The sequence below is a fragment of the Pseudomonas pichavaramensis genome, assembly GCF_050473265.1.
Classification (GTDB): Bacteria; Pseudomonadota; Gammaproteobacteria; order Pseudomonadales; family Pseudomonadaceae; genus Aquipseudomonas.
The window spans coordinates 276,792-303,596 of the sequence record NZ_JBJKFJ010000006.1; the positions used below are offsets into that span (position 1 = coordinate 276,792).

General features: G+C 62.1%; 27 protein-coding genes and 1 pseudogene. 15 read left to right on the top strand and 13 right to left on the bottom strand.

Annotated features, from left to right (window positions below):
* Window positions 1-29: 29 nt before the first annotated feature.
* The 7 genes from ACJRW5_RS12560 to cyoE all read left to right on the top strand — a co-directional run bounded on the left by ACJRW5_RS12560 (window position 30) and on the right by cyoE (window position 6,556).
* Complete coding sequence (locus tag ACJRW5_RS12560) at window positions 30-293, top strand: hypothetical protein (RefSeq protein ID WP_484570836.1); 264 nt, start codon at window positions 30-32, stop codon at window positions 291-293.
* Window positions 290-865, top strand: a complete 576-nt coding sequence (locus ACJRW5_RS12565; protein WP_484570837.1) for a DUF6436 domain-containing protein — start codon at window positions 290-292, stop codon at window positions 863-865. Before ACJRW5_RS12560 ends, ACJRW5_RS12565 begins: the two co-directional genes overlap by 4 nt.
* A gap of 867 nt (window positions 866-1,732) precedes the next feature.
* The gene (cyoA, locus tag ACJRW5_RS12570) at window positions 1,733-2,650 is read left to right on the top strand and encodes a ubiquinol oxidase subunit II (protein ID WP_484570838.1); all 918 of its coding nucleotides are present in this window, start codon (window positions 1,733-1,735) and stop codon (window positions 2,648-2,650) included.
* Window positions 2,651-2,652: 2 nt separating this feature from the next.
* On the top strand, window positions 2,653-4,641 hold the full coding sequence (gene cyoB / locus ACJRW5_RS12575; RefSeq protein WP_484570883.1) for a cytochrome o ubiquinol oxidase subunit I: 1,989 nt from the start codon (window positions 2,653-2,655) through the stop codon (window positions 4,639-4,641).
* 2 nt (window positions 4,642-4,643) lie between these two features.
* A complete protein-coding gene (cyoC, locus tag ACJRW5_RS12580) occupies window positions 4,644-5,264 on the top strand; it encodes a cytochrome o ubiquinol oxidase subunit III (RefSeq protein WP_484570839.1) in 621 nt (206 codons plus the stop codon).
* Window positions 5,265-5,600: a cytochrome o ubiquinol oxidase subunit IV gene (gene cyoD / locus ACJRW5_RS12585; protein WP_484570840.1), complete on the top strand. Its 336-nt coding sequence runs from the start codon at window positions 5,265-5,267 to the stop codon at window positions 5,598-5,600.
* Window positions 5,600-6,556 (top strand): heme o synthase, encoded by a 957-nt coding sequence (gene cyoE / locus ACJRW5_RS12590; RefSeq protein WP_484570841.1) that lies wholly within the window; start codon window positions 5,600-5,602, stop codon window positions 6,554-6,556. The genes cyoD and cyoE overlap by 1 nt, the downstream gene beginning before the upstream one ends.
* 150 nt (window positions 6,557-6,706) lie before the next feature.
* On the opposite strand, the gene ACJRW5_RS12595 is transcribed toward cyoE, so the two are convergent.
* The 5 genes from ACJRW5_RS12595 to ACJRW5_RS12615 form a co-directional block, all read right to left on the bottom strand.
* Window positions 6,707-7,261: a nucleotidyltransferase family protein gene (locus ACJRW5_RS12595; RefSeq protein WP_484570842.1), complete on the bottom strand. Its 555-nt coding sequence runs from the start codon at window positions 7,259-7,261 to the stop codon at window positions 6,707-6,709.
* 191 nt (window positions 7,262-7,452) lie between these two features.
* Window positions 7,453-8,142: an arsenical resistance protein ArsH gene (gene arsH, locus ACJRW5_RS12600; protein WP_484570884.1), complete on the bottom strand. Its 690-nt coding sequence runs from the start codon at window positions 8,140-8,142 to the stop codon at window positions 7,453-7,455.
* A gap of 7 nt (window positions 8,143-8,149) precedes the next feature.
* On the bottom strand, window positions 8,150-8,620 hold the full coding sequence (locus tag ACJRW5_RS12605; protein ID WP_484570843.1) for an arsenate reductase ArsC: 471 nt from the start codon (window positions 8,618-8,620) through the stop codon (window positions 8,150-8,152).
* 22 nt (window positions 8,621-8,642) lie between these two features.
* Complete coding sequence (locus ACJRW5_RS12610; protein WP_484570844.1) at window positions 8,643-9,926, bottom strand: arsenic transporter; 1,284 nt, start codon at window positions 9,924-9,926, stop codon at window positions 8,643-8,645.
* Between the two features lie 9 nt (window positions 9,927-9,935).
* On the bottom strand, window positions 9,936-10,292 hold the full coding sequence (locus ACJRW5_RS12615) for a metalloregulator ArsR/SmtB family transcription factor (protein WP_484570845.1): 357 nt from the start codon (window positions 10,290-10,292) through the stop codon (window positions 9,936-9,938).
* Between the two features lie 153 nt (window positions 10,293-10,445).
* On the opposite strand from ACJRW5_RS12615, the gene ACJRW5_RS12620 reads away from it, so the two are divergent.
* A complete protein-coding gene (locus ACJRW5_RS12620; RefSeq protein WP_484570846.1) occupies window positions 10,446-11,894 on the top strand; it encodes an alpha/beta hydrolase in 1,449 nt (482 codons plus the stop codon).
* 134 nt (window positions 11,895-12,028) lie between these two features.
* On the opposite strand, the gene ACJRW5_RS12625 is transcribed toward ACJRW5_RS12620, so the two are convergent.
* The 4 genes and pseudogenes from ACJRW5_RS12625 to ACJRW5_RS12640 form a co-directional block, all read right to left on the bottom strand.
* Window positions 12,029-12,868, bottom strand: coding sequence for a methyl-accepting chemotaxis protein (locus ACJRW5_RS12625; protein ID WP_484570885.1), 840 nt, complete (start codon window positions 12,866-12,868; stop codon window positions 12,029-12,031).
* Window positions 12,869-12,886: 18 nt separating this feature from the next.
* Window positions 12,887-13,768 (bottom strand): annotated as a pseudogene (locus ACJRW5_RS12630) (MCP four helix bundle domain-containing protein); the annotation flags it as partial.
* 98 nt (window positions 13,769-13,866) lie between these two features.
* On the bottom strand, window positions 13,867-14,121 hold the full coding sequence (gene grxC, locus ACJRW5_RS12635; RefSeq protein ID WP_484570847.1) for a glutaredoxin 3: 255 nt from the start codon (window positions 14,119-14,121) through the stop codon (window positions 13,867-13,869).
* An 18-nt stretch (window positions 14,122-14,139) separates the two neighbouring features.
* Window positions 14,140-14,658 carry a carboxymuconolactone decarboxylase family protein gene (locus ACJRW5_RS12640; protein ID WP_484570848.1) on the bottom strand — a complete coding sequence of 173 codons (519 nt, stop codon included), beginning with the start codon at window positions 14,656-14,658 and terminating at the stop codon, window positions 14,140-14,142.
* 130 nt (window positions 14,659-14,788) lie between these two features.
* On the opposite strand from ACJRW5_RS12640, the gene ACJRW5_RS12645 reads away from it, so the two are divergent.
* Complete coding sequence (locus ACJRW5_RS12645) at window positions 14,789-15,613, top strand: AraC family transcriptional regulator (protein WP_484570849.1); 825 nt, start codon at window positions 14,789-14,791, stop codon at window positions 15,611-15,613.
* Between the two features lie 184 nt (window positions 15,614-15,797).
* Window positions 15,798-16,328, top strand: coding sequence for a DUF3087 domain-containing protein (locus tag ACJRW5_RS12650; protein WP_484570850.1), 531 nt, complete (start codon window positions 15,798-15,800; stop codon window positions 16,326-16,328).
* Between the two features lie 22 nt (window positions 16,329-16,350).
* Here the strand turns inward: ACJRW5_RS12650 and ACJRW5_RS12655 are convergent, their stop codons facing one another.
* Window positions 16,351-17,925, bottom strand: a complete 1,575-nt coding sequence (locus ACJRW5_RS12655) for a sensor domain-containing diguanylate cyclase (protein WP_484570851.1) — start codon at window positions 17,923-17,925, stop codon at window positions 16,351-16,353.
* A gap of 422 nt (window positions 17,926-18,347) precedes the next feature.
* Between ACJRW5_RS12655 and ACJRW5_RS12660 the strand changes: the two genes are divergently transcribed.
* The 3 genes from ACJRW5_RS12660 to ACJRW5_RS12670 all read left to right on the top strand — a co-directional run bounded on the left by ACJRW5_RS12660 (window position 18,348) and on the right by ACJRW5_RS12670 (window position 20,969).
* Window positions 18,348-18,695: a hypothetical protein gene (locus ACJRW5_RS12660; RefSeq protein WP_484570852.1), complete on the top strand. Its 348-nt coding sequence runs from the start codon at window positions 18,348-18,350 to the stop codon at window positions 18,693-18,695.
* 63 nt (window positions 18,696-18,758) lie between these two features.
* Window positions 18,759-19,502, top strand: a complete 744-nt coding sequence (locus ACJRW5_RS12665; protein WP_484570853.1) for an SDR family NAD(P)-dependent oxidoreductase — start codon at window positions 18,759-18,761, stop codon at window positions 19,500-19,502.
* Between the two features lie 156 nt (window positions 19,503-19,658).
* Window positions 19,659-20,969: a CitMHS family transporter gene (locus ACJRW5_RS12670; protein WP_484570854.1), complete on the top strand. Its 1,311-nt coding sequence runs from the start codon at window positions 19,659-19,661 to the stop codon at window positions 20,967-20,969.
* A 78-nt stretch (window positions 20,970-21,047) separates the two neighbouring features.
* On the opposite strand, the gene ACJRW5_RS12675 is transcribed toward ACJRW5_RS12670, so the two are convergent.
* Complete coding sequence (locus tag ACJRW5_RS12675; protein ID WP_484570855.1) at window positions 21,048-21,785, bottom strand: GntR family transcriptional regulator; 738 nt, start codon at window positions 21,783-21,785, stop codon at window positions 21,048-21,050.
* 170 nt (window positions 21,786-21,955) lie between these two features.
* On the opposite strand from ACJRW5_RS12675, the gene ACJRW5_RS12680 reads away from it, so the two are divergent.
* A complete protein-coding gene (locus ACJRW5_RS12680; RefSeq protein WP_484570856.1) occupies window positions 21,956-22,786 on the top strand; it encodes an amidohydrolase family protein in 831 nt (276 codons plus the stop codon).
* Window positions 22,787-22,816: 30 nt separating this feature from the next.
* The gene (locus ACJRW5_RS12685; RefSeq protein ID WP_484570857.1) at window positions 22,817-24,118 is read left to right on the top strand and encodes an SLC13 family permease; all 1,302 of its coding nucleotides are present in this window, start codon (window positions 22,817-22,819) and stop codon (window positions 24,116-24,118) included.
* A gap of 820 nt (window positions 24,119-24,938) precedes the next feature.
* On the opposite strand, the gene ACJRW5_RS12690 is transcribed toward ACJRW5_RS12685, so the two are convergent.
* Both ACJRW5_RS12690 and ACJRW5_RS12695 read right to left on the bottom strand, forming a co-directional pair.
* Window positions 24,939-25,496: a COG3904 family protein gene (locus tag ACJRW5_RS12690; protein WP_484570886.1), complete on the bottom strand. Its 558-nt coding sequence runs from the start codon at window positions 25,494-25,496 to the stop codon at window positions 24,939-24,941.
* Window positions 25,497-25,563: 67 nt separating this feature from the next.
* Window positions 25,564-26,763 (bottom strand): MFS transporter, encoded by a 1,200-nt coding sequence (locus tag ACJRW5_RS12695; protein ID WP_484570858.1) that lies wholly within the window; start codon window positions 26,761-26,763, stop codon window positions 25,564-25,566.
* Window positions 26,764-26,805 lie beyond the last annotated feature (42 nt).

Here is a 26,805-nt window from a genome sequence, read left to right on the forward strand (position 1 = left end):
GTCCACTGATGAATGCGGAAACCGAAAAGATGACTGTGAAAGATGAAAATGTCGGGCTGGGGCGCCGTGGCTGCCTTGGTCTGTTTGTGGCTGGTCTGGCATTCGTGGTGCTGATCTTTGCCGGGCTTATCTACATCATGACCCGCCCGCAGGATGGCGAGATCGAAGCCGGCGAGCGTGCGGCCATCGAGGCCTGCTGGAAAAGCGCGCAGGCCACCGAGCGCAGTTTCACCGAGGAAAGCTGCCAGGAGATGGAGAAGCAGTTCCTGCGCAAGTTTGGCCATCAGCCATGAGTCTGCTCAAGCGCTTGAGCTTCAAGCATCTGGTGGTGGGCTTTTGCGTACTGGCGCTTGGGCTCGTGGTGCTGATCTGGTGGCTCAGTGGCGCCGCCTATCTGCGACCCTATGCCGAGCAGACGGTGATCTTCGGTCAGGGCGAGTTGAAGCTGCCTGAATCGATGGCAGGTCCCGGCCCCATTCGCGTGGTGCACTTCTGGGACCCTGACTGCCCCTGCAACGCTGAGACAGACGCGCACCTGCGCTATCTGATCGGCCTGCACCGCAACGCCGATGTCGAGTTCTACAGCGTGCGTAAACCAGGTACGGAAGGTGAGCTTGCGCCGTTCCTGCGCGGGCGAATGAAGCCCTTGCCGGGAATCGAGGGCATGGAGTCGTTGCCGGCCAGTCCGGCCCTGGCGATCTGGGACCGCGATGGCAACCTGGCGTATGCCGGCCCCTACAGCGAAGGGTTGGTGTGCAATTCCAGCAACAGCTTCGTCGAGCCCGTGCTCGATGCGCTGACCCAGGGGCGTCAGTTTTCCCTGGCCAGCGGCCTGGCCGTTGGCTGTTATTGCGCCTGGAACTAGAGGTGAGGGGAGCTGCAATGCTCCCCGCAACGCATCGCGGCTAAAGCCCCTCCCACGGATTTCGTCGACGGCCGCCATTGCGTAGCCCGGATGCAATCCGGGGCATATATCGAGTCTTTCCAGAGTGCGTGTGGTTATGGAGCTTCTGCTTTCGCGGCTGAAGCCGCTCCGGAGCAGGCGAACACTTGTAGGAGCGGCTTCAGCCGCGATGCTTTTGTCGATGCCAAAGCACCCCGGACTACATCAGGCTACGCAACCGTAGGCGATCATCGAGGCGATCCGAGAGTTAAGGATTTCGCGGCTGAAGCCGCTCCTACGGGGCGGTGGGTGTCTGGAGAGGTGGGGCGGTATTTCGCTTCAGGCGCGATCGGACACAATGGCCCCGGATTTCATCCGGGCTACGGTGCGAGCGGCGCTGATTTCGGGCGGCGGATCTGCAGGTTCTCAGTTTCTGGAATTTCCAATTTTCTTGGATTTGTGAAATGTCAAGAAAAACCCGCATTCCTGCCTATGGCGATCTCTCGTTGCATTGATTCCTGTCAATTGGCTGACAAACAGCTCTAAAACGGGGGTGTGATCATTTGTCGCACCTGCGGTTTGTTTGTCGGCTATTGTCGTCAACTATTTCAAAACTTTGCGTATTTGTTGCGAAACATGTCGATAAGCTGCTGTCAGCTTGCTCATGAGTAGGCTGCTAACTAATTGTGTCGAGGCGCCGTAACCTTCACCATCGCGACCTCCTGCGGTTCTGCCGCTTCGCTTGCAACGGATGCTCAAGCCTTGAAACTCCGTCGCGGTCTTTTCCTGGATGGGGCGCATGGCGAGTGAAGCCTGAATGCGGGACATCACTCAGTTGAAGGTCGTGACATGAAAGAAGAGAAGTACCATCGTTTCGCACGCTGGTTGGCAATGGCAATTGCCTTCTCGGCACTCGGTGGATGTGATTGGGCACTGTTCAACTCGAAAGGGCAGATCGGTGTCGAACAGGGCAATCTGATCCTGATATCCATCGGACTCATGCTGATCGTGGTCATCCCCGTGATCATCATGACTTTCTGGTTTGGCTGGCGTTATCGCGAGTCGAACGAGAAGGCCACCTACATGCCCGACTGGGCGCATTCGCACAAGATCGAACTGGTTGTCTGGGGCGTCCCGCTGATCATCGTCGCTATTCTGGCGGTCATCATCTGGGAAACCTCGCACTCGCTCGATCCCTACAAACCGATCGAATCGGACAAGCCGGCGCTGAACATCGAAGTCGTCTCGCTCGACTGGAAATGGCTGTTCATCTACCCGGACCAGGGCGTGGCCGTGGTCAACGAGCTGGTGATTCCGGAGAAGACCCCGGTGACCTTCCACATCACCTCCGACACGGTGATGAACGCGCTGTCGATCCCGCAACTGGGCGGGATGATCTACGCCATGGGCGGCCAGCGCACTCAGCTGAACCTGATCGCCAATGAGCAGGGCGAGTTCTTCGGCCAATCCGGCAACTTCAGTGGCGAAGGTTTCTCCGCCATGCGCTTCACCACTCACTCGGTCAGCGACGAAGGCTTCGCGCAGTGGGTCGACAAGGTCAAGCAATCGCCGGAAACCATGGACTTCGCCACCTTCAAACAGGTGGGTGAGCCTGGCGAGATGGTCAACCACCGCTATCCGATCTACCCGATCCGCTACTTCGGCCAGGTCGAACCGAACCTGTTCAACAAGGTGATCGGTCAGTACGTGACCCTGAAAGATTCTCACAGCACGGCCATGCGCGAAGCAGCGGAGGTGCAGGAATGAATATGTTTGGAAAACTGACTCTGGATGCCGTGCCGTATCACGAGCCGATCATCATGATCACCCTCGCCATGGTGGCGCTGGGTGGTCTGGCTCTGTTCGCGGCAGTGACCTACTTCAAGAAGTGGGGCTATCTGTGGAAAGAGTGGCTCACCTCGGTGGACCACAAGAAAATCGGCGTCATGTACATCCTGGTGGCACTGGTCATGCTGGTGCGTGGATTCGCCGATGCGATCATGATGCGTACTCACCTGGCCATGGCCCACGGTGACGGCCAGGGCTACCTGCCGCCGGAACACTACGACCAGATCTTCACCGCGCACGGCATCATCATGCTGATCTTCGTGGCCATGCCACTGGTCACCGGCCTGATGAACATCGTCGTGCCGCTGCAGATCGGCGCACGTGACGTGGCCTTCCCCTACCTGAACTCGCTGAGCTTCTGGCTGTTCGTCGGCGGCGCGCTGCTGATCAACCTGTCGCTGGGCCTGGGCGAATTCGCCAAGACCGGCTGGGTGGCTTATCCGCCGCTGTCAGGCATTCAGTACAGTCCCGGAGTGGGAATGGATTACTACATCTGGGCGATGCAGTTATCCGGCCTGGGGACGACGCTGACGGGCGTGAACTTCGTCGCCACCATCCTCAAGATGCGTGCGCCGGGCATGACCCTGATGAAGATGCCGATCTTCACCTGGACCATCCTGATCACCTGTATCCTGATCTGCGGCGCCTTCCCTCCGCTGACCGCGACTCTGGCGATGCTGTCGCTCGACCGCTACCTGGATTTCCACTTCTTCACCAATGAACTGGGCGGCAACCCGATGATGTACGCCAACCTGTTCTGGATCTGGGGTCACCCGGAGGTGTACATCCTGATCCTGCCGGCGTTCGGCGTGTTCTCGGAAGTGGTGGCGACCTTCTCGCGCAAGACCCTGTTCGGTTATGCCTCGATGGTCTGGGCGACCGCTGCCATCGGCGTGCTGTCGTTCGTGGTTTGGCTGCACCACTTCTTCACCATGGGTTCCGGCGCGAGCGTCAACGCCTTCTTCGGCATCATGACCTCGATCATCGCGATTCCGACCGGGGTGAAGATCTTCACCTGGCTGTTCACCATCTTCCGTGGCCGTCTGCAACTGAACGCCATGACCTGGATGACCCTGGGCTTCCTGGTGACCTTCTCCATCGGTGGTATGACCGGTGTGCTGATGGCGGTGCCGGCTGCTGACTTCGTGCTGCACAACAGCCTGTTCCTGATCGCTCACTTCCACAACGTGATCATCGGTGGTGCCGTCTTCGGTTACCTGGCCGGTATTGCCTACTGGTTCCCGAAAGCCTTCGGCTTCAAGCTGCTGGATCGCTTCGGTCGTTACTCCTTCTGGTGCTGGCTGATCGGCTTCTACTTCGCCTTCATGCCGCTGTACGTGCTGGGCTTCATGGGTATGACCCGTCGTCTGAACCACTTCGACAACCCGGCCTGGGTACCCTGGGTTCAGGTTGCCGTGGTCGGCGCCGTGCTGATCGGTATCGGTATCCTCTTCACCGTCGTGCAGTTCGTTACCAGCTACATCAAGCGCAAGGAAAACGTCGACGTCACTGGCGACCCGTGGGATGGGCGTACCCTGGAGTGGGCCACTTCCTCGCCGCCTCCGTTCTACAACTTCGCCGTCATTCCGACTGCGGACAAGATCGACGCCTTCTATGAGGCGAAGAAGAACGGTGTCGAGCTGATGCCTGTGCCTGAGCACTACGAGCCGATCCACATGCCGAAGAACACCGGCAACGGTCTAATCGTGTCGATTTTCGTCTTTGCCTTCGGCTTCGCCATGATCTGGCACATCTGGTGGCTGGCCATCGTCGGTCTGGTCGGTGCGGTAGCCAGCTTCATCGTGCGTTCCTATGACGATGACATCGACTACTACGTACAGCCCGAAGAGATCGCACGCATCGAGCAGGCGCATCACCAAACCAAAGCTAACGCAGTCGTACAGGCCTGATCATGACCGCTTACGAACCTCACTACGACGCTCATGGTCATGACCATGAGCACCACCACGACACCAGTGGGATAAAGCTGTTCGGTTTCTGGGTTTACCTGATGACCGACCTGCTGATCTTCGCCACCATCTTCGCCACCTTTGCGGTGCTGAGCAGTTCCTTTGCCGGTGGTCCCACCGCGAAGGAAATGCTCGGTGGCGGTCTGCACCTGGTGCTGGTGGAAACCTTCGCGCTGCTGTTCTCCAGTATCACCTACGGCATGGCCATGCTGGCCACCTACCGCGGTGACCGGACTGCAGTGCTGCGCTGGCTGGGCGTCACCTTCCTGCTGGGTGCGACCTTCATCTGCATCGAGCTGTACGAGTTCCGTCACCTGATCCATGAAGGGGCAGGGCCGCAGACCAGCGCTTACTGGTCGGCGTTCTTCACCCTGGTCGGTACGCACGGTCTGCACGTCAGTGCCGGTCTGCTGTGGATGCTGATCCTGATGTTCCAGGTCGGCACCCGTGGCCTGACCGACACCAACAAGACCCGCGTGGGCCTGCTCAGCCTGTTCTGGCACTTCCTCGACGTGGTGTGGATCTGCGTGTTTACCGTCGTCTATCTGATGGGGGTGCTGTAAATGGCTCACCAAGACAATCACGCCGCGCATGCGGTGGGCTTCAAGGACTACCTGACCGGCTTCATCCTGTCGGTGATCCTGACGGTCATCCCGTTCGCTCTGGTCATGCACCCTGAGCTGCTGGGCCTGAGCCGTGGCGCGACCCTGATCACCGTGGTGGTCTTCGGTCTGGTCCAGGTGCTCGTTCACCTCGTGTACTTCCTGCACATGAAGACAGACGAGGAAGGTCGCTGGAACGTGATGTCAATGATCTTCACCGTGTTGATCATCGCATTCGTGGTCGGCCTTTCGGTCTGGATCATGTGGAGCATGCACTATCACATGATGATCAACTGATGCTGGCGCTCCTGAAGCAATACCTCAACCTCGCCAAGCCGGGCATCGTCTTCGGAAATCTGATTTCCGTTACGGGCGGTTTCTTCCTGGCTTCGCGTGGCGATGCGGACCTGATGCTGTTCCTCGCAACAGCACTCGGGGTTTCGCTGGTGATCGCCTCAGGCTGCGTGTTCAACAACTACATCGATAGGGATATCGACCAGAAGATGGAGCGGACCCGTAACCGGGTCCTGGCGCAGGGCCTGGTTTCCCCTGCGCACGCCATCTTCTATGCCTTCGCGCTCGGGGTTGCCGGTGTGGCCTTGCTGTATGCCGCCACCAATACCCTGGCCGTGATGCTGGTGCTGATGGGTTTCGTGGTCTATGTCGGCTTGTACAGCCTGTGGCTCAAGCGTGGCTCGGTCTACGGCACCCTGGTGGGCAGTCTGTCCGGCGCGGCTCCGCCCGTGGTCGGCTACTGCGCGGTCAGTAACGAGTTCGATACTGGCGCCGCCATCCTGTTGTTGATCTTCAGCCTGTGGCAGATGCCGCATTCCTATGCCATCGCCATCTTCCGTTTCAATGACTACCAGGCTGCGAACATTCCGGTGTTGCCAGTCATCAAGGGTATCTCGGCAGCGAAACGGCACATCGTGCTGTACATCGCCGCGTTCGTCGTCGCGACCCTGATGCTGACCCTCAGCGGTTACGCCGGCTACAGCTACTTCGTGGTCGCCGCGCTGAGCGGTGCCTACTGGCTGTGGATGGGCGTGTCGGGCTACAGCGCGGTCGATGACAGAGTGTGGGCACGCAAGCTGTTCACCTTCTCCATCGTCACCATCACCATGCTCAGTGTGATGATGTCGGTGGACTTCATCTCCGCTCCGGAACAGGTGCTGATGACCTCCATCAACCACCTGTGCAGTCAGTTCGCCAACTCGGCGCAGGGCATCTGCGCCGTGGTTGCCGGTATCTGATCTTGGCTCTGTGGGAGGGGCTTTAGCCGCGATTGTCGCCGCTGAAGCGCCTCCCACGGGTGCCACGCCTTATCGACCGTAGGAGCCCAGCCCCGGGGCGAAGCGTCTGCTGGCGCCTGTCAGCCCGTCGCCACTGAAGTCTGATCCAGCCTACCCGAGCACCTTCAGCTTCGGCCAGGTCGCCAGCCAGTTCTTGCTGCGTAGTCGCTCCTGGTAGATAGGCTGTTTCTCACCTCTGAACCGTCCAGCCGGGCGCACCACGAGTTCGAACAGGTCCTCCAGACCGAGCGGTGCGGCGACTTCCAGTCTGTCTTGTTCATCAAGCTTCACGGCTACCGCTGTCGCCGTCTCCGGCCAATACCGCATCGCGTCGGTCGCCGAGAGGTAAGGTGCATCGCCATTGCGTTGGTGCATGCGTGCCTGATTCTTCACCGACCACTGCAGTTGTGCGTCCCGGTGGCGCAGCATCGTCTCCAGTTCGGTATCGCGAGCAGCTGAGGTCTGGGCACGGTCGAACCAGATCACGTCTATATCCCCTGGCAGCGGCGCGTCGCTGCGCTGGTGCAGGTGATCCCAGACAGCGCTACGGACGAAACCTGCAGCCACCCAGCAGTCGGGCAGGTCGAGGTCGCGTACCAGTTGCAGGATGCGCAGGCGCCGTGGGTCGCTGGCTATGAATTTATGGAGTTGGGCGGCGAGGTTCATATCCGTAGCCTATCAGCGGTGTCCAGGGCCTGCTCAGTTGATCGGGCGTTTCTAATCTGCTTCCCGATAACCGTGCTGCTGTATCTGGCCGCATCGCCACTCTACGTCGCGGCCGCCTAATCAGCCTGCAACTCGATTCCGTAGGAGCGGCTTGAGCCGCGATTGTCGCCGCTAAAGCGCCTCCCACCGTCTCAGATACTGCTCTGATTGACCCGCTGCATCAGCTCCTCGGCCGATTCCTTGCGTTCGGAGTAGCGGTCGACCAGTTCTGGGTGGTCGCGCAGCAGCCAGGTGAAGCGCATCAGCTCTTCCATCACATCGACCAGACGGTCGTAGTAGGGCGAGGGCTTCATGCGGTTGTCGTCGCCGAATTCGAGGAAGGCCTTCGGCACCGAGGACTGGTTGGGGATGGTGAACATGCGCATCCAGCGGCCGAGCACGCGCAGCTGGTTGACCACGTTGAACGACTGCGAGCCGCCGCACACCTGCAGCACGGCGAGGGTCTTGCCCTGAGTCGGGCGCACTGCGCCGAGGGCCAGTGGCACCCAGTCGATCTGTGCCTTGAACACCGCCGACATGGCGCCGTGGCGTTCCGGCGAACACCACACCTGGCCTTCCGACCACTGCATCAGCTCGCGCAGTTCCTGCACCTTGGGGTGCTCCTCCGGGGCGTCGTCGGGCAGCGGCAGGCCGGCCGGGTTGAAGATGCGTGTCTCGGCCCCGAGGTGCTGCAGCAGGCGCGCGGACTCTTCCACCAGCAGGCGGCTGAACGAGCGCTCGCGGTTGGAGCCGTACAGCAGCAGAATGCGCGGCGCCGCTGCGTCGCTTGGGGTGGCGGCGGGCAGCAGGTCGCGGTCGAGGTTGGGCAGGTCGCTCATCAGGTGCTCCTTACAGTTCGCCGATGTGATCGAGGGCCTGTTGCAGCTCGCTACGGCTCAGCGCCTGCAGGGGCAGGGCGAGGAAGGCGCGGCAACGGCGTTCGATATGCGCCAGGGTGGCCTGGAACGCGGCGTCAACGGTGGCCTCGTCGCCTTCCACGTAGGACGGATCTTCCAGGCCCCAGTGGGTCTTCAGCGCCGGGCCGAAGTACACCGGGCAGGCCTCGCCGGCTGCCTTGTCGCAGACGGTGATGACGATATCCGGCGGGCAGTCTTCGAAGGCGTCGTTGCCCTTGCTCGACAGGCCGTCGGTGGAAATGCCGGCCGCTTCCAGGGTGCTCAGGCTGCGTGGCAGCACCTGGCCACGGGGGAAGCTGCCGGAGCTGACGGCTTCATGGCCAGCCGGGGCGATATGGTTGAACAGGGCTTCGGAGAGGATGCTGCGGCAGCTGTTGGCCGTGCACATGAACAGGACTTTCATCGTAACGCTCCGCGAAAAGGGCTCAGAAACTCAGGCGTAGGGCCAGAGCGGCAAGGGTAAGCAGGAGGATCGGCAGGGTGAGGACGATGCCGACCTTGAAGTAGTAGCCCCAGGTCACGCGGATGCCCTTGCGCGCCAGCACGTGCAACCAGAGCAGGGTGGCCAGGCTGCCGATGGGGGTGATCTTGGGGCCGAGGTCGCAGCCGATCACGTTGGCGTAGACCATCGCCTCGCGCACCACGCCGCTGGCCTGGCTGGCGTCGATGGCCAGGGCGCCGATCAGCACGCTGGGCATGTTGTTCATCAGCGAGGAGAGCAGGGCGCTGAGCAGGCCGGTGCCGAGGGCCGCAGCCCACAGGCCCTGCGCGGCCAGCGCGTCGAGCAGGTGGGTGAGCTGGCTGGTGAGGCCGGCGTTGCTCAGGCCGTAGACCACCAGGTACATGCCCAGCGAGAACACCACCACCTGCCACGGCGCACCGCGCAGCACCTTGCCGGTGGCGATGCTGTGGCCGCGCACGGCGACGCCGAACAGCACCGCGGCGCAGACGGCGGCAATCGCGCTGATCGGGATGCCCAGCGGCTCCAGTGCGAACAGGCCGAGCAGCAGCACCAGCAGGACGATCCAGCCGGCGATGAAGGTGCGCGGATCGCGGATCGCCTCGCGCGGTGCCGGCAGGCTGTCGGTGGCGTAGCGCGCCGGGATGTCGCGGCGGAAGAACAGCCAGAGCATGCCCAGGGTGGCGGCGACGCTGACCAGGTTGACCGGCACCATCACCGCCGCGTAACGGCCGAAGCCGAGGTCGAAGTAATCCGCCGAGACGATGTTGACCAGGTTCGACACCACCAGCGGCAGGCTGGCGGTGTCGGCGATAAAGCCGGCGGCCATGACGAAGGCCAGCGTTGCCGCCGGCGAGAAGCGCAGGGCCAGCAGCATGGAGATGACGATGGGGGTGAGGATCAGCGCCGCGCCGTCGTTGGCGAACAGCGCCGACACGCCGGCGCCGAGCAGGATGCACAGGGCGAACAGGCGCGCGCCGCTGCCGCCGGCCCAGCGCGCCATGTGCAGCGCCGCCCACTCGAAGAAGCCGGCTTCATCCAGCAGCAGGCTGATGATGATCATGGCGATAAAGGTGAAGGTGGCGTTCCAGACGATGTCCCACACGGTGGGAATGTCGCCGGGGCTGACCACGCCGGCGAGCAGCGCCAGCACCGCGCCGAGCGAGGCGCTCCAGCCGACGCCGAGGCCGCGCGGCTGCCAGATGACCAGAATCAGGGTGAACACGAAGATGGCGAGGGCGATCAGCATGCGGGTGTCTCAGCAGCAGGTGGCAAGGCGGGCAGGGCGTTCACCCATGGCGGCGAGGCGATTGCAGTCCTGTTCAAGCCAGGTGCGATTGGCGGCGAGGGTGGTGTCGAGCACGGCGGCTATCCACTGCGGCAAGTCCGGGTTGAGGCGGTAATACACCCATTGGCCCTGGCGGCGGTCGAGCAGCAGGCCGCTGCTGCGCAGTTGTGCCAGGTGGCGGGAGATCTTCGGCTGGCTTTCGCCCAGCGCACAGACCAGCTCGCACACGCACAGCTCGCCTTGGTCGGCGATCAGCAGAACGGCGCGCAGGCGGGTCTCGTCAGCCAGCGACTTGAACACTTCGGTTGGAGGCAGGGCTTCAGACATGGCGTGGCTCGAATATATGGATTGGCGAATATACGGATTTCCATATGTTTGATGCAACACCGGTGGTCGTCATGGCCGGCTTTGCACTACAGTCCGTGCAGCCGGTTACCGGGACGGATTTTCCCGGTTGGATATCTTCGAGGGAGGCGCCTCATGCGTTTGTCGCGCATGCGCAATGTTATGGCCTGGACGCTGGTTGTCGTGCTGTTGATCGTGGTGGCTCTGCTGGGCATTCGCATTGCCGGGCTTTCATCCTTGCCTGAGCTGCAGCCCTGGCACCGCCTGGTTCCGCAGGAGCTGGAGGTGCGTGAGCTGGACGCGACCGACTGGCAGGGCTACGTGGCGGCCGAGAGCGCCTTGTTCGAGCGCCTGCAGCGCGAACTGGTCGAGCCGGTGACTCAGGCAGGCCATGCCGGGTACAGCCGTTACGCCAGCGACAGCCCGGTCTACCCCGGCAACCTCGCGCATGACTGGAACCGCTCCGTGATCCTCCAGCCCAAGGGCGAGGTGCGCGGTGTGGTGGTGTTGCTGCACGGCCTGACCGACTCGCCTTACAGCTTGCGGCACATCGCCCGGCACCTGAGCGAGCAGGGCCTGCTCGCCGTGCTGCCACGCATGCCGGGGCACGGCACGGTGCCGGCGGCGCTGACCGATGCGCGTTGGGAGCAATGGCTGGCTGCCACTCGCCTGGCAGTGCGTGAGGCGCGTCGCCAGGTGCCCGACGGGCCTTTGTATATGGTCGGCTATTCCAATGGCGGTGCATTGGCGCTGCGCTATAGCCTGGCGGCATTGGAGGATGAGCGTCTGGCCATGCCGCAGCAGCTGGTGCTGATTTCGCCGATGATCGGCGTCACCAGCTACGCCCGTTATGCCGGGCTGGCGGCCTTGCCGGCGGTGCTGCCGGCCTTCGCCAAGTCGGCGTGGATGAACGTGCTGCCGGAGTTCAATCCGTTCAAGTACAACTCCTTCCCGGTGCAGGCGGCGCGGCAGACCTATGAGCTGACCAGCGAGGTGCAGAGCGCCTTCGACAGTGCCGAGAGCACTGGCCGCCTGCAGCGCTTGCCGCCGGTGTTGGCGTTCCAGTCGCTGGCCGACAGCACGGTCAGTACGCCGGCGGTGGTGCGTCAGCTGTTTGCCCGCTTGCCGGCCAATGGCAGCGAGCTGGTCATCTTCGATATCAATCGCTCGCGTGCCACCGGCTCCTTGCTGCGTACGGACATGAGCGGGCTGCTGGAAGAGCTGCTGCCCACGGCCCGGCGTGACTTCGACCTGACCGTGGTTGGCGTGGCCGCCGATCACGGCCGCGAGGTCGAGGCGCGGCGTATTGCGGCGGCCAGCGAGCAGATGGAAAGCCTGTCACTGGGTGTGGAATATCCGGGGCAGCTGTTCTCGCTGTCGCATGTGGCCTTGCCGTTCCCGCCCAGCGACCCGCTGTACGGCAGCGATCCGGCAGCGGGCGAGTCCTATGGCGTGTCCCTCGGCACTTTGGCGCCGCGGGGCGAACATGGCGTGCTGGTGGTGGGGCTGGACAGCCTGCAGCGGGCGACGTCCAACCCTTTCTACGATTACCTGCTGCAGCGCATCGACGCAGATCTGCGTTGAGCCCGACCAGGCCGATGCACATCCGCGCGAGCGCATTGACGAAGATCGGTAGAAGGCTCGGTGTGCACCGCGCCCTCTACGGTTGCCTTGCGTAGGGTGCGCTGTGCGCACCAGCACTGACCGCAGTGCGAGTCTTACAACCGGAAACGCCCGACCAGACCATCGAGCTGGGTCGACAGCGCCTGCAGATCGCTGCTGGCCTGGTTCAGTTGGTCGGCGATATGGGTGGTGCCGACGGTCAGCTCATTGATATCGACGATGTTGCGGTTGATGTCCTCCACCACGCTGGACTGCTCTTCGGTGGCAGTGGCGACCTGGATGTTCTGATCGCTGATCTCGCTGATATGACTGTTGATCTGCTCCAGTGCGGCCGAGGCCTTGCTGGCGTACTCGACCACCAGTGCGCTTTGTCGTTGCCCCTTGGCCATCGCCTCGACGGCTGAGCGTGACTCGTTCTGCAGGCGGTCGATGACCTGCTGAATCTCTTCGGTGGAGGCGCCCGAGCGGCTGGCCAGGGTGCGTACCTCGTCAGCTACCACGGCGAAGCCGCGGCCCTGTTCACCGGCACGAGCAGCCTCGATGGCGGCGTTGAGAGCCAGCAGGTTGGTCTGCTCGGAAATGCTGCGGATGGTGTTGAGCGTGGTGCTGATGGCCTCGGTCTGTGCTGCCAGGGCCTCGATGACCTTGGCTGCCTGCTCCAGCTCGCCGTTGAGGGCATCGACCTGCTGTTGCGCCTGGTCGACCACGGCTGCGCCGTCGCCGGCATGTTGCGTAGCCTCGCGGGCGACCTGTGCGGCGTTCTCGGCATTGCGTGCGATCTCGTTGACGGTCGAGCCCAGCTCATTGATGGCCGTGGCGACCTGCACGGTGCGGTCGCTCTGGGCGGTGCAATTGCTCTGGGTCAGGCTGGCGCGTTCGGCCACGTCGCGAGCCATGCTCGACAACTGCCGCGAGTTGTCGGCGAGCTGGCGCATGGCGCCATGCACCTTGTCGATGAACTGGTTGAAGCTGCGCGCGATTTCGCTCAGCTCGTCCTGGCCGGGGAGGTCGATACGGGTGTTCAGGGCCAGGTTATCGGCGGCCTGGCCCAGGCTGCTCTGCAGGATCGCCACGCGGCGGCGCAGTTGGATGACGATCAGCCAGGAGATGATCATCGAGATCAGCAGGCCACTGGCGATGATGGCGATCTGGCGAGTCAGGCCGCTGTCGTAGCTCTGCGCGCTGTGCTGGTTCTGCTGCTCGGCCTGCTTGAGCAATGCGTCGAGCAGGTCGTTGGTAGCCTGACGCATCACGCCGTAGGTCTTGGCGTACTGGTCGCGGTAGATTTGCTGGGCCCGGGCCATGTCGCCGGCGTCGAAGGCGGCGAGCATCGGGTTCAGCTCGTTGCTGACCATGTTCTCGAATTGCTCGAGCAACTGCTGCGCCTGGGCCTTGCGTTCCGGATTGACCTGGGCCGCCACGGCTTGACGCATGGCTTCGCGCATTTCCGGGATGTCTTCGTTGCGTGCATCCTGCACCCGCGATTTCACACCGCGCTCGTCCCGTAGCGGGGTGTCCTGCAGCAGCATCATGTCGAGGCCGACGCGCATGCGCGGAACGCGCGAAGCCACCTCGGCCATGGCGCGCATGGGCGCTGCGGTATTCAGATAGAGCACTTCCGTGTCCCGATGCATGCTGGACATGCTGCTCAGGCTGGCCAGCGCCACCAGCAGCAGGGCGATGCAGGGAATGGCCACCGCGACGAGCAGTCGGGTTTTCAGAGAGAGAGCGTCGAAACGCATGGTAGGACTCCAGTTCGGGGAAGGATGCAGCGTACAGGCAGCCTGGCAGGCAAGTGTTGCCGCTGCTGTATCGGCCGCGATGGTCCGTTGCATGAGGGCAAAAGGCGACCACTTCAGCGAAAAGGAGTAGGCCGGCTCAGTGGCCGGCGATAAACGGAGCGCTGGCCGACCACGAGGTCGGCCAGCGACGTTCAGGCACGTAGCAATGCATCCAGTTCACCGCCGCGCTCCAGCGCGGCCAGGTCATCGAAGCCGCCGACATGGTGTTGGCCGATGAAGATCTGCGGGACGCTGCGCCGATTGCTGCGTTGCAGCATCTCGGCCAGACGACCGGGTGAGCGACCGACGTCGATTTCATCGTAGGCCACGCCTTTGCGTTTCAGCAGCGCCTTGGCGTTGAGGCAGTAAGGGCAATGATCGCTGGTATAGAGCGTAACGCCTTGCATGGTGCACCTCCTGGGTGGTCAGACAGCTACTGGTGGGAAGTCGACATCGGTTTGCGCCAGGTTGTTGAGGTAGTTGGTCAGCGTCATCAGCGCGACGTTGGCTACCACCTCGACTATGGCTGCGTCGGTCAGGCCGGCTTCGCGGGCATCCTCTAATTGCGCATCGCTGAGGCTGCCGCGGCTGTCGATGATCTGCCGGGTCAGGCGCGCCACGGCATCGAACTCGCCGCCGCGGGCGCTGCGGATGTCCGCTTCGCTGAGACCGGCCTTGCCGGCGAACAGGGTGTGCGCTGCCAGGCAGTATTCGCAGCCGTTGACCTGCGAGCTGGCCAGCGCGACCACCTCACGTGCCTTGGCATTCAGAGTGCCCTTGCCCAGCGCCTGGGACAGCGCCAGATAACCACCCAATGCAGCAGGCGCGTTGGCCAGGGTGGCGAAGGTGTTGGGGATGAAACCGAGGCCCTTGCGGATGCCCTCCAGTTGCGCCTGGGCGCTGGCAGCGGTTTGTTCGAACGGCAGAGCGGTGATGCGAGTCATGGTGTATCTCCAGTCTTGGTTTGGGGGAGCTTGTGTTTCAAGCCTGGAGCCATGCTAGGGGAACGATCTGGCTTTTCGGATTCAGATCGTCGATCTTATGCGACAGATCGTCCAGGACTTTGAGGTGCCCATGGATCGCCTGTCCAGCCTGCTGCATCACTTCAATCTGCATGCCAGTACCTTTCATCGCGGTGGTTTCTGCGGCACCAACAGCTATGGCGCCAACGAGGCGCATGGCCATATCCATCTGCTGCGGGCGGGGCGTCTGAGCTTCCGCGACAGCGACGGCCATGAGTTGCACCTCGAGGAGCCGAGCCTGATGCTGGTGGCGCGGCCTCGTTTGCACCGGATGAGCGCCAGCGAGGCCGATGGTGCGGACCTGGTATGCGCCACCCTGGCGTTCGATGGTGGCTTCGACAATCCACTGTCGCGCGCATTGCCGGGGGTGATCGTCAAGCCTCTGCGTGAATTACCAAGCCTGAGCGGTTGCCTGGAGTGGCTGTTCAGTGAGGCGCAAGGGGAGGACTGTGGGCGCGAACTGGTGCTCAATCGTCTGTTCGAGCTGATGGTGATCCAACTGCTACGCCATCTGATGAACAGCCGCGAGTTGGCGTCGGGAATGATGGCGGGGCTCGCTGAACCGCGCCTGGCGCGTGCGCTCAACCAACTGCACGAGCGGCCGCAGCATGGTTGGTCGGTGGCCGAGCTGGCGACGCTGGCGGGCATGTCGCGGGCCAGTTTCGCCGCGCACTTTCACCAGGTGGTCGGCGCCACTCCGGCGGATTATCTGGTCGGCTGGCGCGTCAGTCTGGCGCAGAAGCGCCTGCGTGAAGGCCGGCCCATGGCATTGATCGCTGACGAGGTCGGTTATGAAAGCCCTTCGGCGCTGGCCCGCGCCTTTCGCCGCAAGGTCGGTCTCAGCCCCAGTGAGTGGCTGCGCCAGGGCGTTCAGTAGGCGCAGGGTGTGCGGCACATGCTCCGAAGTGCTGAACGGTTCGGCGCTCGATACCGCGACGCGTTCCTGCAGCAGGCGCGCGAGGCACTGCACTGCATCGCGCCGGCGCTGCCTGCAGGATTCGTGTCGGCTGGGCAAGCTGTCGTACCATCGCGCCTCGCCCCCGTTTCATGAGCCCTCGCGCATGTTTGAAATCACCCCCATCAGTCCCGAGCACTACCGTCAGCAGACCCGTCGCAGTACCGCACTGGTCGCGGTGATCTTCGTCGCGCTGGCCATGTTACTGGCCATGCTCAGCGTGCAACTGTTCGGCGAGCTGGGCGGTGACGACAATTTTCGCTGGAACCTGCTTGGCGTCGTGCTCGGTTTCGCCCTCACCGTGGTGCTGGTGCGCCAGCAGTTCTGGCGCCGCGAGTGGATGGCGCCGGCGGTCTATGGTTGGCGGCTCAAGCGCAGCCTGATGCGCATCACCAATGTCATGCATCACGTCAAGGCAGGGGTGGAGCAGAGGGATGCAACGGCGATGAAGCTGCTGCGCTTCTACCACCTGGGCGTGACCCAGATGCATCAGCTCGATGGCAACAGCAGTGAACTGAGCCAGATGGTGCACGAGATCGACGCACACCGTGAGGCGATGGAGCAGCAGGGGCTGGAGCTTGAGCAGACGCGCCTGCAGCCCGAGTGGCTGGAGCAGGTCAAGACGAAATTTCGCTAGGGGCTGCTTGTTACTACCTGCGTCAACTCGGTTCTGAAATGCTGCTGGATATATCCGTCGCCTCCGTCACAACTCGGTTGCGGCCTGTGCGCTTGGCGCTGTACAGCAATTCATCGGCACGTTTGAGAACGGTGTTAATCGCTTCGTCATCCCCCTGCCAGTGAGCAACGCCCAGCGAGATGCTGATGTGTCCGACGCCGGCTATCGGTGTGGCGGCGATGCTGGAACGAATGCGTTCGGCCACATCGGCTGCGACTGCAAGCGATGCGTCCGGCAGCAGGACGAGAAACTCTTCGCCGCCAACTCGGCAGGGCAGGTCGGCGCTGCGCAGGCACCGACGCAGATTGCCGGCCACGCTCTTGAGTGTCAGGTCGCCGGCATCGTGGCCGAACTGGTCATTGACCTTCTTGAAGTGATCGATGTCGGCGGCCAGCACGGCGAATGGCTTGCCGGTCTCCTGCCACAGGGCCAAGGTTTCTTGCAGGGCACGCCGGTTCGCCAGTCCCGTCAGGGCGTCGCTCTGTGCCTGTACGTTGAGCTGGCCGATACGTGCCTGCAGCAGTCTCACTCCGGTCAGTAGTGCCCGCTTGAGTTGCATGGCTTCGTAGTAGTTGGCGTGCACCTGCTCGATCCGTTGAATGTTGTCCGGGGTGTCGAGTTGGTGTGCATAGTCAGCCAGCTTTCTCAATGGATGACTGATGCGCGAGGCAATCCACCAGATCAGGCTCAAACCGAGCACGCACATCGGGATCATGCCGATGATCAGCCTGTGCATCAGTTCCTGCAGGGTACTGAGAACGCTCTGCAGTGGTTGCTGAACGACTATTCCCCATTGGCTCTGTGGGACTCTGGCGAAACCTGCGAGCATGTCGATGCCCTGTGAGTTGCTCGCCAGCAGGGTTCCATTATCCGAGCTCAGGGCTGCATCGATTATGGCGTTGTCGCTTATCTGCTCACCGATTCTGCCGGGTTCTGTGTGATAAAGCAGGCGCCGACTCTGGTCCACCAGATATACGGATGAAGCATCTCGGTGGAAGTGCTTGCCGATAATGTCGTGCAGCGAGTTGGATTTGTTCAGATGAATCGTCCCGCCTATCACTCCAAGATATTTGCCGGTGCTACTGTGGATCGGATGTGACAAGAACACGACTAGATTACCGGCAATGGAAAAGAACGCCGGACTTACCAGTGGGATCTTTTGCTCCACGGGGGCAAGTGAGCGCAGTTTCTTGCCCGTGATGTGCAGATCTGCCGGCTCTGTAACGATCACTACGCCCTGATCATCTGCAATGACCAGCGAGCTGAAGCTTTTGTCCTGGTGCAATACGCGGCTTGCTTCCTGAGTCAGCAGTGCGTGGTCGCTGAACGAGCGGCCAATCAGTTTGGCGCTGAAACTGAGGCGTGCAAGGTCGTCTGCAAGACTGTCGTTGATGATCTCGGCCAACTTGGTGGCGTAGGCGCGGTTACTCTCCAGGGCTGTTTCAACCAGCGCGCGCTTTTGTACCGTGTAGGTCACGACAAAGGCATTTATAAGAGTTGCGATCGCCGAAGCCAGTACAAACAGAAGAATAAGATTACGCAGGGTTAACGTGGGCATAGGTGGCTCGGCTCGGAGGTCTTAACTTCTTAGATCGATATGACGCGATCATAAAACCAGGCAGTGAGCAGATAGTTGCTCACTTCATCTTCTTTGTCACTGATACATGTCATCGGATTGAGTTGTGTATTGCACGCTGAAGAGAGTGTTTATTAATCGCATTATTAGTTCGCGCTATTAATCGAATCAGTGTGCAGGCGAATCGTTTTCCGGCGATGTCAGCTCAGGCATGTCGCTCGCGCCATGTCTGCCGCGGGGTAGAAGTTTTTGGTCAAAATGACTTCATGGTTTGTTCTAATGACTCTTCTGTTATGTTGTCCTTATGACTTTTATGAGTGTATCTTATTGTTTTTAATCGTAATTTTTGTTGGCATGAAATCTGACTGTCTTCAGGGGCAATGACCCATTACAGGAGAACTCAGATGAAACACATTGCCTTGCTTGCGCTTTCCCTTGGTTTGGTGGCTGCCAGTACCTTGCAGGCTGCCGAAGTGGTGGCTGAACGTGAAGAAAACGCCGTCGGTGCCGGTTTCGGTGGCTTGTCCGGTTTGATGCTGGGGGCCGCAGCGGGCGGCCCTATCGGTGCGCTGGTTGGCGCCGTGGTAGGCGGTTGGTCCGGCGCAGAGGTACAGGACGCCACTGGCAACAGCGGCACCGCCTATGTCGTGCGCCATGAAGACGGTCGTGAACAGTGGGTGCGCTCGCCGAACGCGCGCTTCGAAGTGGGTCAGCAGGTGCAGATGAATGGCATCCGCTTGCTGGCGGAGTAGGTCGACAACGCTGTGCTGAATGACAGCAACAGCATTCACTTTCTTCACTCTTCGAGGACGTTCATGAGCACTAACTTTCAGGGCCGCCTGGCGGTCGTTACGGGGGCCAGTTCCGGTATCGGGCTGGCGGTATGTGAGCTGTTGTTGCAGCGTGGTGCACGCGTGCTGGCCTTCTCGCGGCGCCTGAGTGCCCTGGCGCCGCTGCAGGCGCAGTATCCCGAGCATTTGCACTGGTGCGCGGGTGATGTGACCGATATCGACGCGCTGCACACGCTGGCCGAGCGGGCGGCACGCCTGGGCCGGGTCGATTATCTGGTGCCCAATGCGGGGATCGCCCGCCTGGCACCTGGCTGCGACATGCAGGCGTTCGAGCAGCAATGGCAGGTCAATGGTGCTGGCGCGATCAATACCTTTGAGGTGCTCAAACCCTGCCTGGCCCGGCCAGCGTCTGTGGTGTTCATCAGCACCTTCCTGCGCCAGCTGGGCTTTGCCGGACTGGGCGGCTATATCGCCAGCAAGGCAGCACTCTCGGCTTTGGTGCGTAGCCTGGCGCTGGAGTATGCCGGTGAGGGGCTGCGCCTCAATCTGGTTTCGCCAGGGCCGACGGCAACGCCGATCTGGAGCAGCCTGGGCCTTGCCGAAGATGCCCTGGCAGGTGTTGCCAGTGAGGTGAACAAGCGCCTGGTCGACGGTGAGTTCCTCGAGCCGCGAGCGATCGCCGAGGTGGTGCTGTTCCAGCTATCCAACGGTGCCAGTGGTGTGCATGGCCAGGACTGGGTGGTGGACAAGGGGTACACCCTGCAGTGAACGATGCCTGGGACGCCCGCTGCGGCGTCCCTCAGGCGACATATCCCCTGACATTTCCTCTGCTCCTGGTGGGCCCCTTAAAGGTTGCTGAAAGGTTCGCACCTTAGCCTCCGCTCGCGCCTTTCGTGTGCCTACAAGAAAAAGAGGAGAAGCGGTTTGTTGACCCTGATTGGCCTGTTGACCATCTGCAGCCTGGTTGTGCTGCTGCTTATCGGGCGTATGTCGCCTGTACTGCCCTTGATCGTGGTGCCGCTGTTGGGCGCCCTGGCTGCGGGTTTCGGCCCGGAGGCGATTTCCGGTTTCTTCACTGACGGCATCGGCCGCGTTACGGCGATTGCCACGATGTTCGTGTTCGCCATCACCTTTTTCGGTGTGCTGCAGGACACCGGGTTGTTCCGCCCGCTGATCGGCGGGATGGTGCGCCTGACGCGCGGCAACGTTATCGCTGTCACGGTGGCAACGGCGGTGATCGGTATGCTGGCGCATCTCGATGGTGCTGGCGCGACCACTTTCCTGCTCACCGTTCCGGCGCTGCTGCCGCTGTACAAGCAGCTGCGCATGAGTCCTTACCTGATGCTTCTGCTGCTGGCGCTTGGCGCCGGTATCTTCAACATGCTGCCCTGGGCCGGGCCGCTGGGGCGCGCGTCTGCGGTGACCGGGATCGAAGTCACCGAGCTGTGGCGTCCGTTGATCAGCATTCAGGTCGTCGGCGTGGTGCTGCTGATTTCCCTGGCGGCGTTGCTGGGCTGGCGCGAGCAGCGCCGTATTGCCGCAGGCAAGGGCGTCGATGAAGGTGTGCTGGTGGAAACCAGCAGCGATCTGCATGAGCCGAGTGCCGAGGAGCGCGAGCTGGAGCGGCCGCGTCTGCTGTGGGCCAACTCCGCGCTGTTTCTCGCGGTGCTGGCCTCGCTGTTCTCTGGTGTGCTGCCAGCCGGTTACATCTTCATGATCGGCTTGTGCCTGGCGCTGCTGATCAACTACCCCGGTGGCAAGGCACAGATGCAGCGCATTTCGGCGCATGCGCCGGCTGCATTGAGCATGGGCATGATCATTCTCGCCGCGGGCTCGATGCTCGGCATATTTACCGGCACCGGCATGCTCACCTCCATCGCTCAGGATCTGGCGCAGGTACTGCCAGCATCGCTGGTCGGGCAGATGCACATCGTGCTCGGCCTGTTCGGATTGCCGATGGAGCTGATGCTGAGTACCGATGCCTATTACTTCGGTCTGTTGCCGGTGACGCTGGAAGTGGTCGGTGGCCAGGGTGTGGAGCCGGCCAGCGTGGTCTACGCACTGACCATTGGCAACATCATCGGGACCTTCATCAGCCCGTTCTCGCCCGCGTTGTGGCTGGCACTGGGTCTGGCCGGGCTGGATCTGGGCCGGCACATCCGCTACTCGCTGTGGTGGATGTGGGGCTTTTCGCTGGTGCTGTTCGCTGCTGCCTGGGCGATGGGGCTGTTCTAGCCCGACTCAGGCTGGCATGAAAAGGCGCTGCTCACGCCCGGGTTTACCCGGGCGTGTTGCATCTGGCGTCTGCTGCGTTCAGTTGATGTCCACCTGATAACGGAAGTTCTCCGCCGCTGCGCGTGACAGGCGATATTCCAGTGGTTTGCGGTCATAGCCCAGCGCGGTTCGCTCGATGACGACGCTGGGGCTGCCAGGTGCAACGTCGAGGGTAGCGGCCAGTTCTGCATCCGCGGCAGAGACGGTGAGGGTTTCCTGGGCAGAGGCGATGCGCTGGCCGCAATGCTGCTCGTAGAAGGGGTAGAGCAACTGTTCGAAGTCCTCTGGTGCGACATCCAGCAGGGCGCCAAAGCGCGAAGCGGGTAGCCAGATGAGTTCATGAAACAGTGGGCGGCCATCGATCAGACGCAGACGCTGCAGGTGAATGCATTGTTCGCCATCTGCCAGTTTCAGTGCCTGGCGGATGGCTTCAGTGGCTGGCTCCATACGACATTCGAGAATGCGGCTCTGCGGCACCTGAGGTTTGCCGCTTGCGCTGACCTGTCGAAAGAAACGAAACAGCGAGCCATCGAAGTTGGGCCGGCGTACGAACGTGCCGCGCCCCTGGGCGCGCAGCAGCAAGCCCTCGGCAACCAAAGTTTCCACGGCCTTACGCACCGTACCCACCGCCACGCCGTACTGGCGGGTCAGTTCCGCCTCGGTGGGGATGGCCTCGCCCGGTAGCCACTCGCCAGCGGCAATTTTTTCCAGCATCTCGTCGCGCAGCCGCTGATAAAGCGGCAGGCGCTCGTCGTGACCCAAAGGCGCGCTGCTCATAAATCTCGCATCCGAATTTCAACCGGCCGTCACTTTACCACTGGGTCGTGCGTTGACAGCAGTTGATCGATATCTATACAGTCATATATTCATATATATGACTGATTGTCTGTATAAGAAGCAGTCAGCCCAAGGTTGGCTCGAACAATAATCGACAGAGGTATCGCTTCGTGACGCCCATGCCTTATGCCGGCATCTCCGGCATCGACACCCACGCGCACATCTTCCGGCAGGACCTGCCCATGGTCCCCGGCCGCCGCTACAGCCCCGACTACGACGCGACCGTGGAGCAGTATCTGGCGCATCTGGACGCTTGTGGGTTGTCCCACGGGGTGCTGATCCAGCCAAGCTTCCTGGGTACCGACAACCACTACATGGTCGAGGCGCTGCAGCGTTTTCCCGAGCGCTTGCGTGGTGTTGCGGTGGTCGACGCACAGATCAGCGATAGCGAACTGGACGAGCTGGCCGCTGCCGGCGTGGTTGGTGTACGCCTCAACCTGATCGGCAAGGTGCTCGAGGATTACGCCGGGCCTGCCTGGAACGGCCTGTTCCGTCGTCTGGCCCAGCGCGGCTGGCAGGTGGAGATTCAACGCGGCTTCGCGGATCTGGCGCTGGTGGTACCGGCAATTCTGGAGTCCGGTGTAACGGTGGTGGTCGATCACTTCGGTCTGCCGGCAAGCAGCGTGCAGCTGGACGATCCTCAGCATGCGGCCTTTTTCGATCTGCTCGGTCAGGCGCCGGTGTGGATCAAGCTGTCGGCCGCCTACCGCAGCCAGTCCGACCTGGCCCGCGCACAAGCGATCGAGGCGCGCCTGCGTGAGGCCTGTGGTGGCGTTGGGCGCTTCCTCTGGGGCAGCGATTGGCCCAATACCCAGTTCGAGTCGCAGACTCGTTACGATGAGCAGTTCGCGCTGCTCGAGGCTCTGCTGCCCAACCCCGAGGAGCGCCGTCGCGTTCTGGTGGAAAACCCTGCAACGCTGTTCGGTTTCGCCCGCGCGTAACCGCCGCCAGAACAATAAGGAGTCACCCCCATGATGAGCCTGCTCGTCGTCAGCGCGATCATCCTCGCCGTCGCGCTCGGTTATACCACCAAGATCAACATCGGTCTTTTCGCCATTGCCTTTGCCTACCTGCTGGGTTGTTTCGGCATGGGCATGAGCCCAAGTGAAATCATCAGCATGTGGCCGTTGAAGATCTTCTTCGTGATCTTCTCGGTTTGTCTGTTCTACAGCTTCGCCACCGTCAACGGCACGCTCGAGAAGCTAGCCGGGCATCTGCTCTATCGTTGCCGGGGTGTACCGCACCTGCTGCCCTATGCAGTGTTTCTGACCTCGGGCCTGATCGCTGCCATGGGCGCGGGTTACTACACCGTGCTGGCGTTCATGGCGCCGCTGACCCTGCTGCTGTGCCAGCGCACCGGCATGAGCCTGATTCTCGGCGGTATGGCGGTGAACTACGGGGCGCTGGGTGGTGCGAACTTCGTTTCCAGCCAGAGCGGCATCATCTTCCGTGGCCTGATGACCACCGCCGGCATGCCCGAGAGCGAGGCGTTCGTAAACGCTCTGGCCATCTTCGCCAGCACGGCGGTCATTCCTCTGCTGGTGATCTCCGCATTCATCTTCCTCGGCGGCCATGGCCGCAATCTGAAGAATGCGGTGATCAATGCCGATCTGCCGGAAGCCTTCAACCGTGAACAGAAGCTGACGCTGCTGCTGACCGTGCTGATGATGGCGCTGGTACTCGCTGCCCCGCTGGCGCTGCTGGCCTTCCCGGACAATGCCACGGTCAAGTTCATCAACAGCAAGGTGGATATCGGTCTGATCGCCAGTGTGTTCTCGGTGATCGCACTGCTGCTCAAGCTGGGTGACGAGCGCAAGGCCATCGCCTCGCTGCCCTGGGCCACGCTGATCATGATCTGCGGTGTCGGCATGCTGATCAGCGTCGCGATCAAGGCCGGCACCATCGATGCGCTGGCGTCCTGGATCGGCGGCAACATCCCGCCGGCGCTGGTGCCGTTGGCATTCGGTGTGGTGGCTGCGCTGATGTCGATCTTCGCCAGCACCCTGGGTGTGGTGACGCCGGCGCTGTTCCCCATGGTGCTGCCGTTGTCGGCTTCGATGTCGATTGATCCGATGATCATCTTCATCGCCATCGTGGTGGGTGCTCAGGCGACCTCCATCTCGCCGTTCTCTTCCGGTGGCAGCCTGCTGCTGGGTTCCTGCACCGATGACAAGGTCCGCTCCAAGCTGTTCTCGCAGCTGCTGCTGCGCGCGGCGCCGATTGGCTTCGTTGCAGCCATGCTGTTCAACCTGGCGCTGACGTTCCTGTTCTGACGAAAAAGGTTCTTCGCAGAGTTTGTGGAAAGTGCGAGTTGATACCGGACTGGCAATTAAGTGTTAGCTGTCGATTCTCGCACTATCCGTTAGCGCGCCGTCTGGTCTGATGGTTTTCGCCCCTCACGGGCGAGTCACTTTCTCTTGCTTGCCCAAGAGAAAGTAACCAAAGAGAAGGGCACCCCGTTCATCCGGCCCCGGCTACGCCGGGGTTCCCTCGCTCCATCACCACTCCAGGGGCCCGCCACGAAGGGCCATCCCTGGCCCATCGTGGCTCTCGCGACATCCATGTCGCTCAACCCCTTACGAGGCGATTCCACTCAGCCTCCTGAAGGGGATTTGGGCGTCGTCTGTGAGATCGCACTTTCAAGAGCAAAAGCCAAACGCTACCGACTTTGATCTTCCGGAGATTTCGTAAGCTCGCGGTCCGTTCCCCCTTCAGGAGGCCGAACGTAGGTGTTGCGTAGGGGAGTGAGGCGCATGGATGCGGCGAAAGGCTTAATGGGCCAAGGATGGCCCATGTAAGCCGGCCCCCGGAGCGGCACCGGAGCGAGGGTAGTTTCGCGCAGCGAAACCCGGATGTCGGGGTGCCCTTCTTTGGCACACCTTTCTTGGGCAAGCAAGAAAGGTGTGGCGCCCGTAAGGGGCGCAACCCAAACGTTCAGCAGACGCGCTAACGGATAGTGCTAAGCCCGTGAGCGATACGCACATAAACTTGCCAGCCCGGTGTCATGCGCATCCCTCCGCGAGAATGCTAAGAGCCTGAAAACAGCCCCAGCATCGCGTGATGCCGAGGCTTGCTTCATTTCAGCGGCTATCGCTATTTCAGCCGATAGCGTCGCAAATCATCCTGGCTCAGCAAGCGCAGCTGACCTGGTGCGACCTGGTAGATATCTTCCGCCAGGCGCACGTCGACTCCCATGTCACGAAAGTACCTGGCCGGGCTGTAGGGCTGGCGGCCATGGGCAGCCTGTGCCTGCGCCGAGTCGCCGGCGGGGAAGGGCGGGCGCCGCAGGGCGATGTCACCATTGATGGTGCGTTTGCTGCCGGCTGCGAGCAGATAGATGCAACTGCCCTGGCACATGCCACGTGCAGGCACCAGCGTTTCGAAACCGGTTTCGCGCAGCAGGCGCCCCATGCGGATGGCCTCTGGCGCGCTGCCGCCGATACTGTCCAGCAGCACGATCTTGCGCTTGTACTGGCCGGGATTGGCGCGCAGCCCCTTGAGCAGGCGTTCGTAGTCGCCCGGGACGATCTCTTCGGAAATCTTCGCCGCCAGCATGCCAGCCTGGGCTTCGACCTCCACCTTGGCGTGGGCCGTCAGTACGGTAAAGAGAGCGGTGCCGAACAGGGTGAAGCGCAGGCGCTGGGCAATCATCGGGCTGGGTACGGAGTGGTGGCTCGGGAGGTAGAAGATACCTGCCCGAGCCTCTTCATGCATCCGCTCAGATCTGCCCGCTCTGCTGTTGCACCTTCCACGCCCAGGTGAACAGCAGCAGGCCGCCGATAGCCGTGGCGGCACCGATGTAGCCGGTGACGGTCCAGCCCATACCGGCGCTGATGGCCAGGCCGCCGAGCCAGGGGCCAAGGGCGTTGGCGACGTTGAAGGCAGCATGGTTGGAGGCAGCCGCCAGGGTTTGTGCGCCGGTGGCTACATCCATCAGGTGGGTCTGCAGGGCCGGGCCCAGGGCGATCATGGTGCCGAGGGCGAAGATCGCCGGCAGCACGGTCCACAGGCTTTGCGTGGCGAACGGGAAGACCAGCAACAGCAGCGTGCTCCAGGCCAGAATCCAGGCCACTGCACGCAGGCGCAGGCGGTCGAACAGCCAGCCGCCGGCACTGTTGCCGACGATGCAGCCGGCACCGAACACGCCCATGGCCAGTGGAATCCAGCCGGGACTGACCTTGGTCACTTCCAGCAGGGTTGGCGCCATGTAGCTGAACACGCAGAACATGCCGGCGAAGCCAATGGAACCAATGCCCAGAGCCAGCCAGATCGGCGCACGATTGAAGGCGCGCAGCTCTCCCATAGGGCTGCTGCGCTGCTCGTTGGGATCGGTCGGGAGGAAGATTGCGACCATGGCGATGGTGGTAATGGCGATCACCCCGACCAGGGCGAACGCGTAGCGCCAGCTCATGAACTGGCCGAGCCAGGTGGCCAGCGGATTGCCGATCAGGATCGCTACGGTCAAGCCAGCCAGCACCCGGCTGACCGCTTTGGCGCGCTTGTGCGGCGGGGCCATGGACGCGGCTACCAGCATGGCTACGCCGAAGTAGGCGCCGTGCGGCAGGCCAGCGATGAAGCGGAAGATCAGCAGGGGTTCATAGGTTGGCGCCAGGGCGCTGGCGAAGTTGCCGAGGGCGAAGCAGCCCATCAGCAGCAGAAGCAGGATGCGCCTCGGGAAGCGTGCGCCAAGCAGGGCCAGCACCGGTGCACCGACCACCACGCCCAGTGCGTAGGCGCTGATGACATGGCCGACCTGCGGTTCGCTGACGCCCAGGTCGAGGGCGACATTGGGCATCAGCCCCATGATGGCGAACTCACCGGTGCCGATGGCGAAGCCGCCAAGGGCCAGCGCGAGTTGAATGAGAAGGATCGCGCCCGGCGACAGGGTCGTCGCGGCGTCTTGGGAAGGCGTGTTCATGAATAACCTGAGAGGAAGGGAAACGCAGGCGCGCAATTATAA

Coding starts and splice junctions, on each gene's coding strand:
- ACJRW5_RS12560 (WP_484570836.1), top strand. CDS start 30: ATGACTGTGAAAGATGAAAATGTCGGGCTGGGGCGCCGTGGCTGCCTT.
- ACJRW5_RS12565 (WP_484570837.1), top strand. CDS start 290: ATGAGTCTGCTCAAGCGCTTGAGCTTCAAGCATCTGGTGGTGGGCTTT.
- cyoA (WP_484570838.1), top strand. CDS start 1,733: ATGAAAGAAGAGAAGTACCATCGTTTCGCACGCTGGTTGGCAATGGCA.
- cyoB (WP_484570883.1), top strand. CDS start 2,653: ATGTTTGGAAAACTGACTCTGGATGCCGTGCCGTATCACGAGCCGATC.
- cyoC (WP_484570839.1), top strand. CDS start 4,644: ATGACCGCTTACGAACCTCACTACGACGCTCATGGTCATGACCATGAG.
- cyoD (WP_484570840.1), top strand. CDS start 5,265: ATGGCTCACCAAGACAATCACGCCGCGCATGCGGTGGGCTTCAAGGAC.
- cyoE (WP_484570841.1), top strand. CDS start 5,600: ATGCTGGCGCTCCTGAAGCAATACCTCAACCTCGCCAAGCCGGGCATC.
- ACJRW5_RS12595 (WP_484570842.1), bottom strand. CDS start 7,261: ATGAACCTCGCCGCCCAACTCCATAAATTCATAGCCAGCGACCCACGG.
- ACJRW5_RS12605 (WP_484570843.1), bottom strand. CDS start 8,620: ATGAAAGTCCTGTTCATGTGCACGGCCAACAGCTGCCGCAGCATCCTC.
- ACJRW5_RS12610 (WP_484570844.1), bottom strand. CDS start 9,926: ATGCTGATCGCCCTCGCCATCTTCGTGTTCACCCTGATTCTGGTCATC.
- ACJRW5_RS12615 (WP_484570845.1), bottom strand. CDS start 10,292: ATGTCTGAAGCCCTGCCTCCAACCGAAGTGTTCAAGTCGCTGGCTGAC.
- ACJRW5_RS12620 (WP_484570846.1), top strand. CDS start 10,446: ATGCGTTTGTCGCGCATGCGCAATGTTATGGCCTGGACGCTGGTTGTC.
- ACJRW5_RS12625 (WP_484570885.1), bottom strand. CDS start 12,868: ATGCGCCAGCTCGCCGACAACTCGCGGCAGTTGTCGAGCATGGCTCGC.
- grxC (WP_484570847.1), bottom strand. CDS start 14,121: ATGCAAGGCGTTACGCTCTATACCAGCGATCATTGCCCTTACTGCCTC.
- ACJRW5_RS12640 (WP_484570848.1), bottom strand. CDS start 14,658: ATGACTCGCATCACCGCTCTGCCGTTCGAACAAACCGCTGCCAGCGCC.
- ACJRW5_RS12645 (WP_484570849.1), top strand. CDS start 14,789: ATGGATCGCCTGTCCAGCCTGCTGCATCACTTCAATCTGCATGCCAGT.
- ACJRW5_RS12650 (WP_484570850.1), top strand. CDS start 15,798: ATGTTTGAAATCACCCCCATCAGTCCCGAGCACTACCGTCAGCAGACC.
- ACJRW5_RS12655 (WP_484570851.1), bottom strand. CDS start 17,925: ATGCCCACGTTAACCCTGCGTAATCTTATTCTTCTGTTTGTACTGGCT.
- ACJRW5_RS12660 (WP_484570852.1), top strand. CDS start 18,348: ATGAAACACATTGCCTTGCTTGCGCTTTCCCTTGGTTTGGTGGCTGCC.
- ACJRW5_RS12665 (WP_484570853.1), top strand. CDS start 18,759: ATGAGCACTAACTTTCAGGGCCGCCTGGCGGTCGTTACGGGGGCCAGT.
- ACJRW5_RS12675 (WP_484570855.1), bottom strand. CDS start 21,785: ATGAGCAGCGCGCCTTTGGGTCACGACGAGCGCCTGCCGCTTTATCAG.
- ACJRW5_RS12685 (WP_484570857.1), top strand. CDS start 22,817: ATGATGAGCCTGCTCGTCGTCAGCGCGATCATCCTCGCCGTCGCGCTC.
- ACJRW5_RS12690 (WP_484570886.1), bottom strand. CDS start 25,496: ATGATTGCCCAGCGCCTGCGCTTCACCCTGTTCGGCACCGCTCTCTTT.
- ACJRW5_RS12695 (WP_484570858.1), bottom strand. CDS start 26,763: ATGAACACGCCTTCCCAAGACGCCGCGACGACCCTGTCGCCGGGCGCG.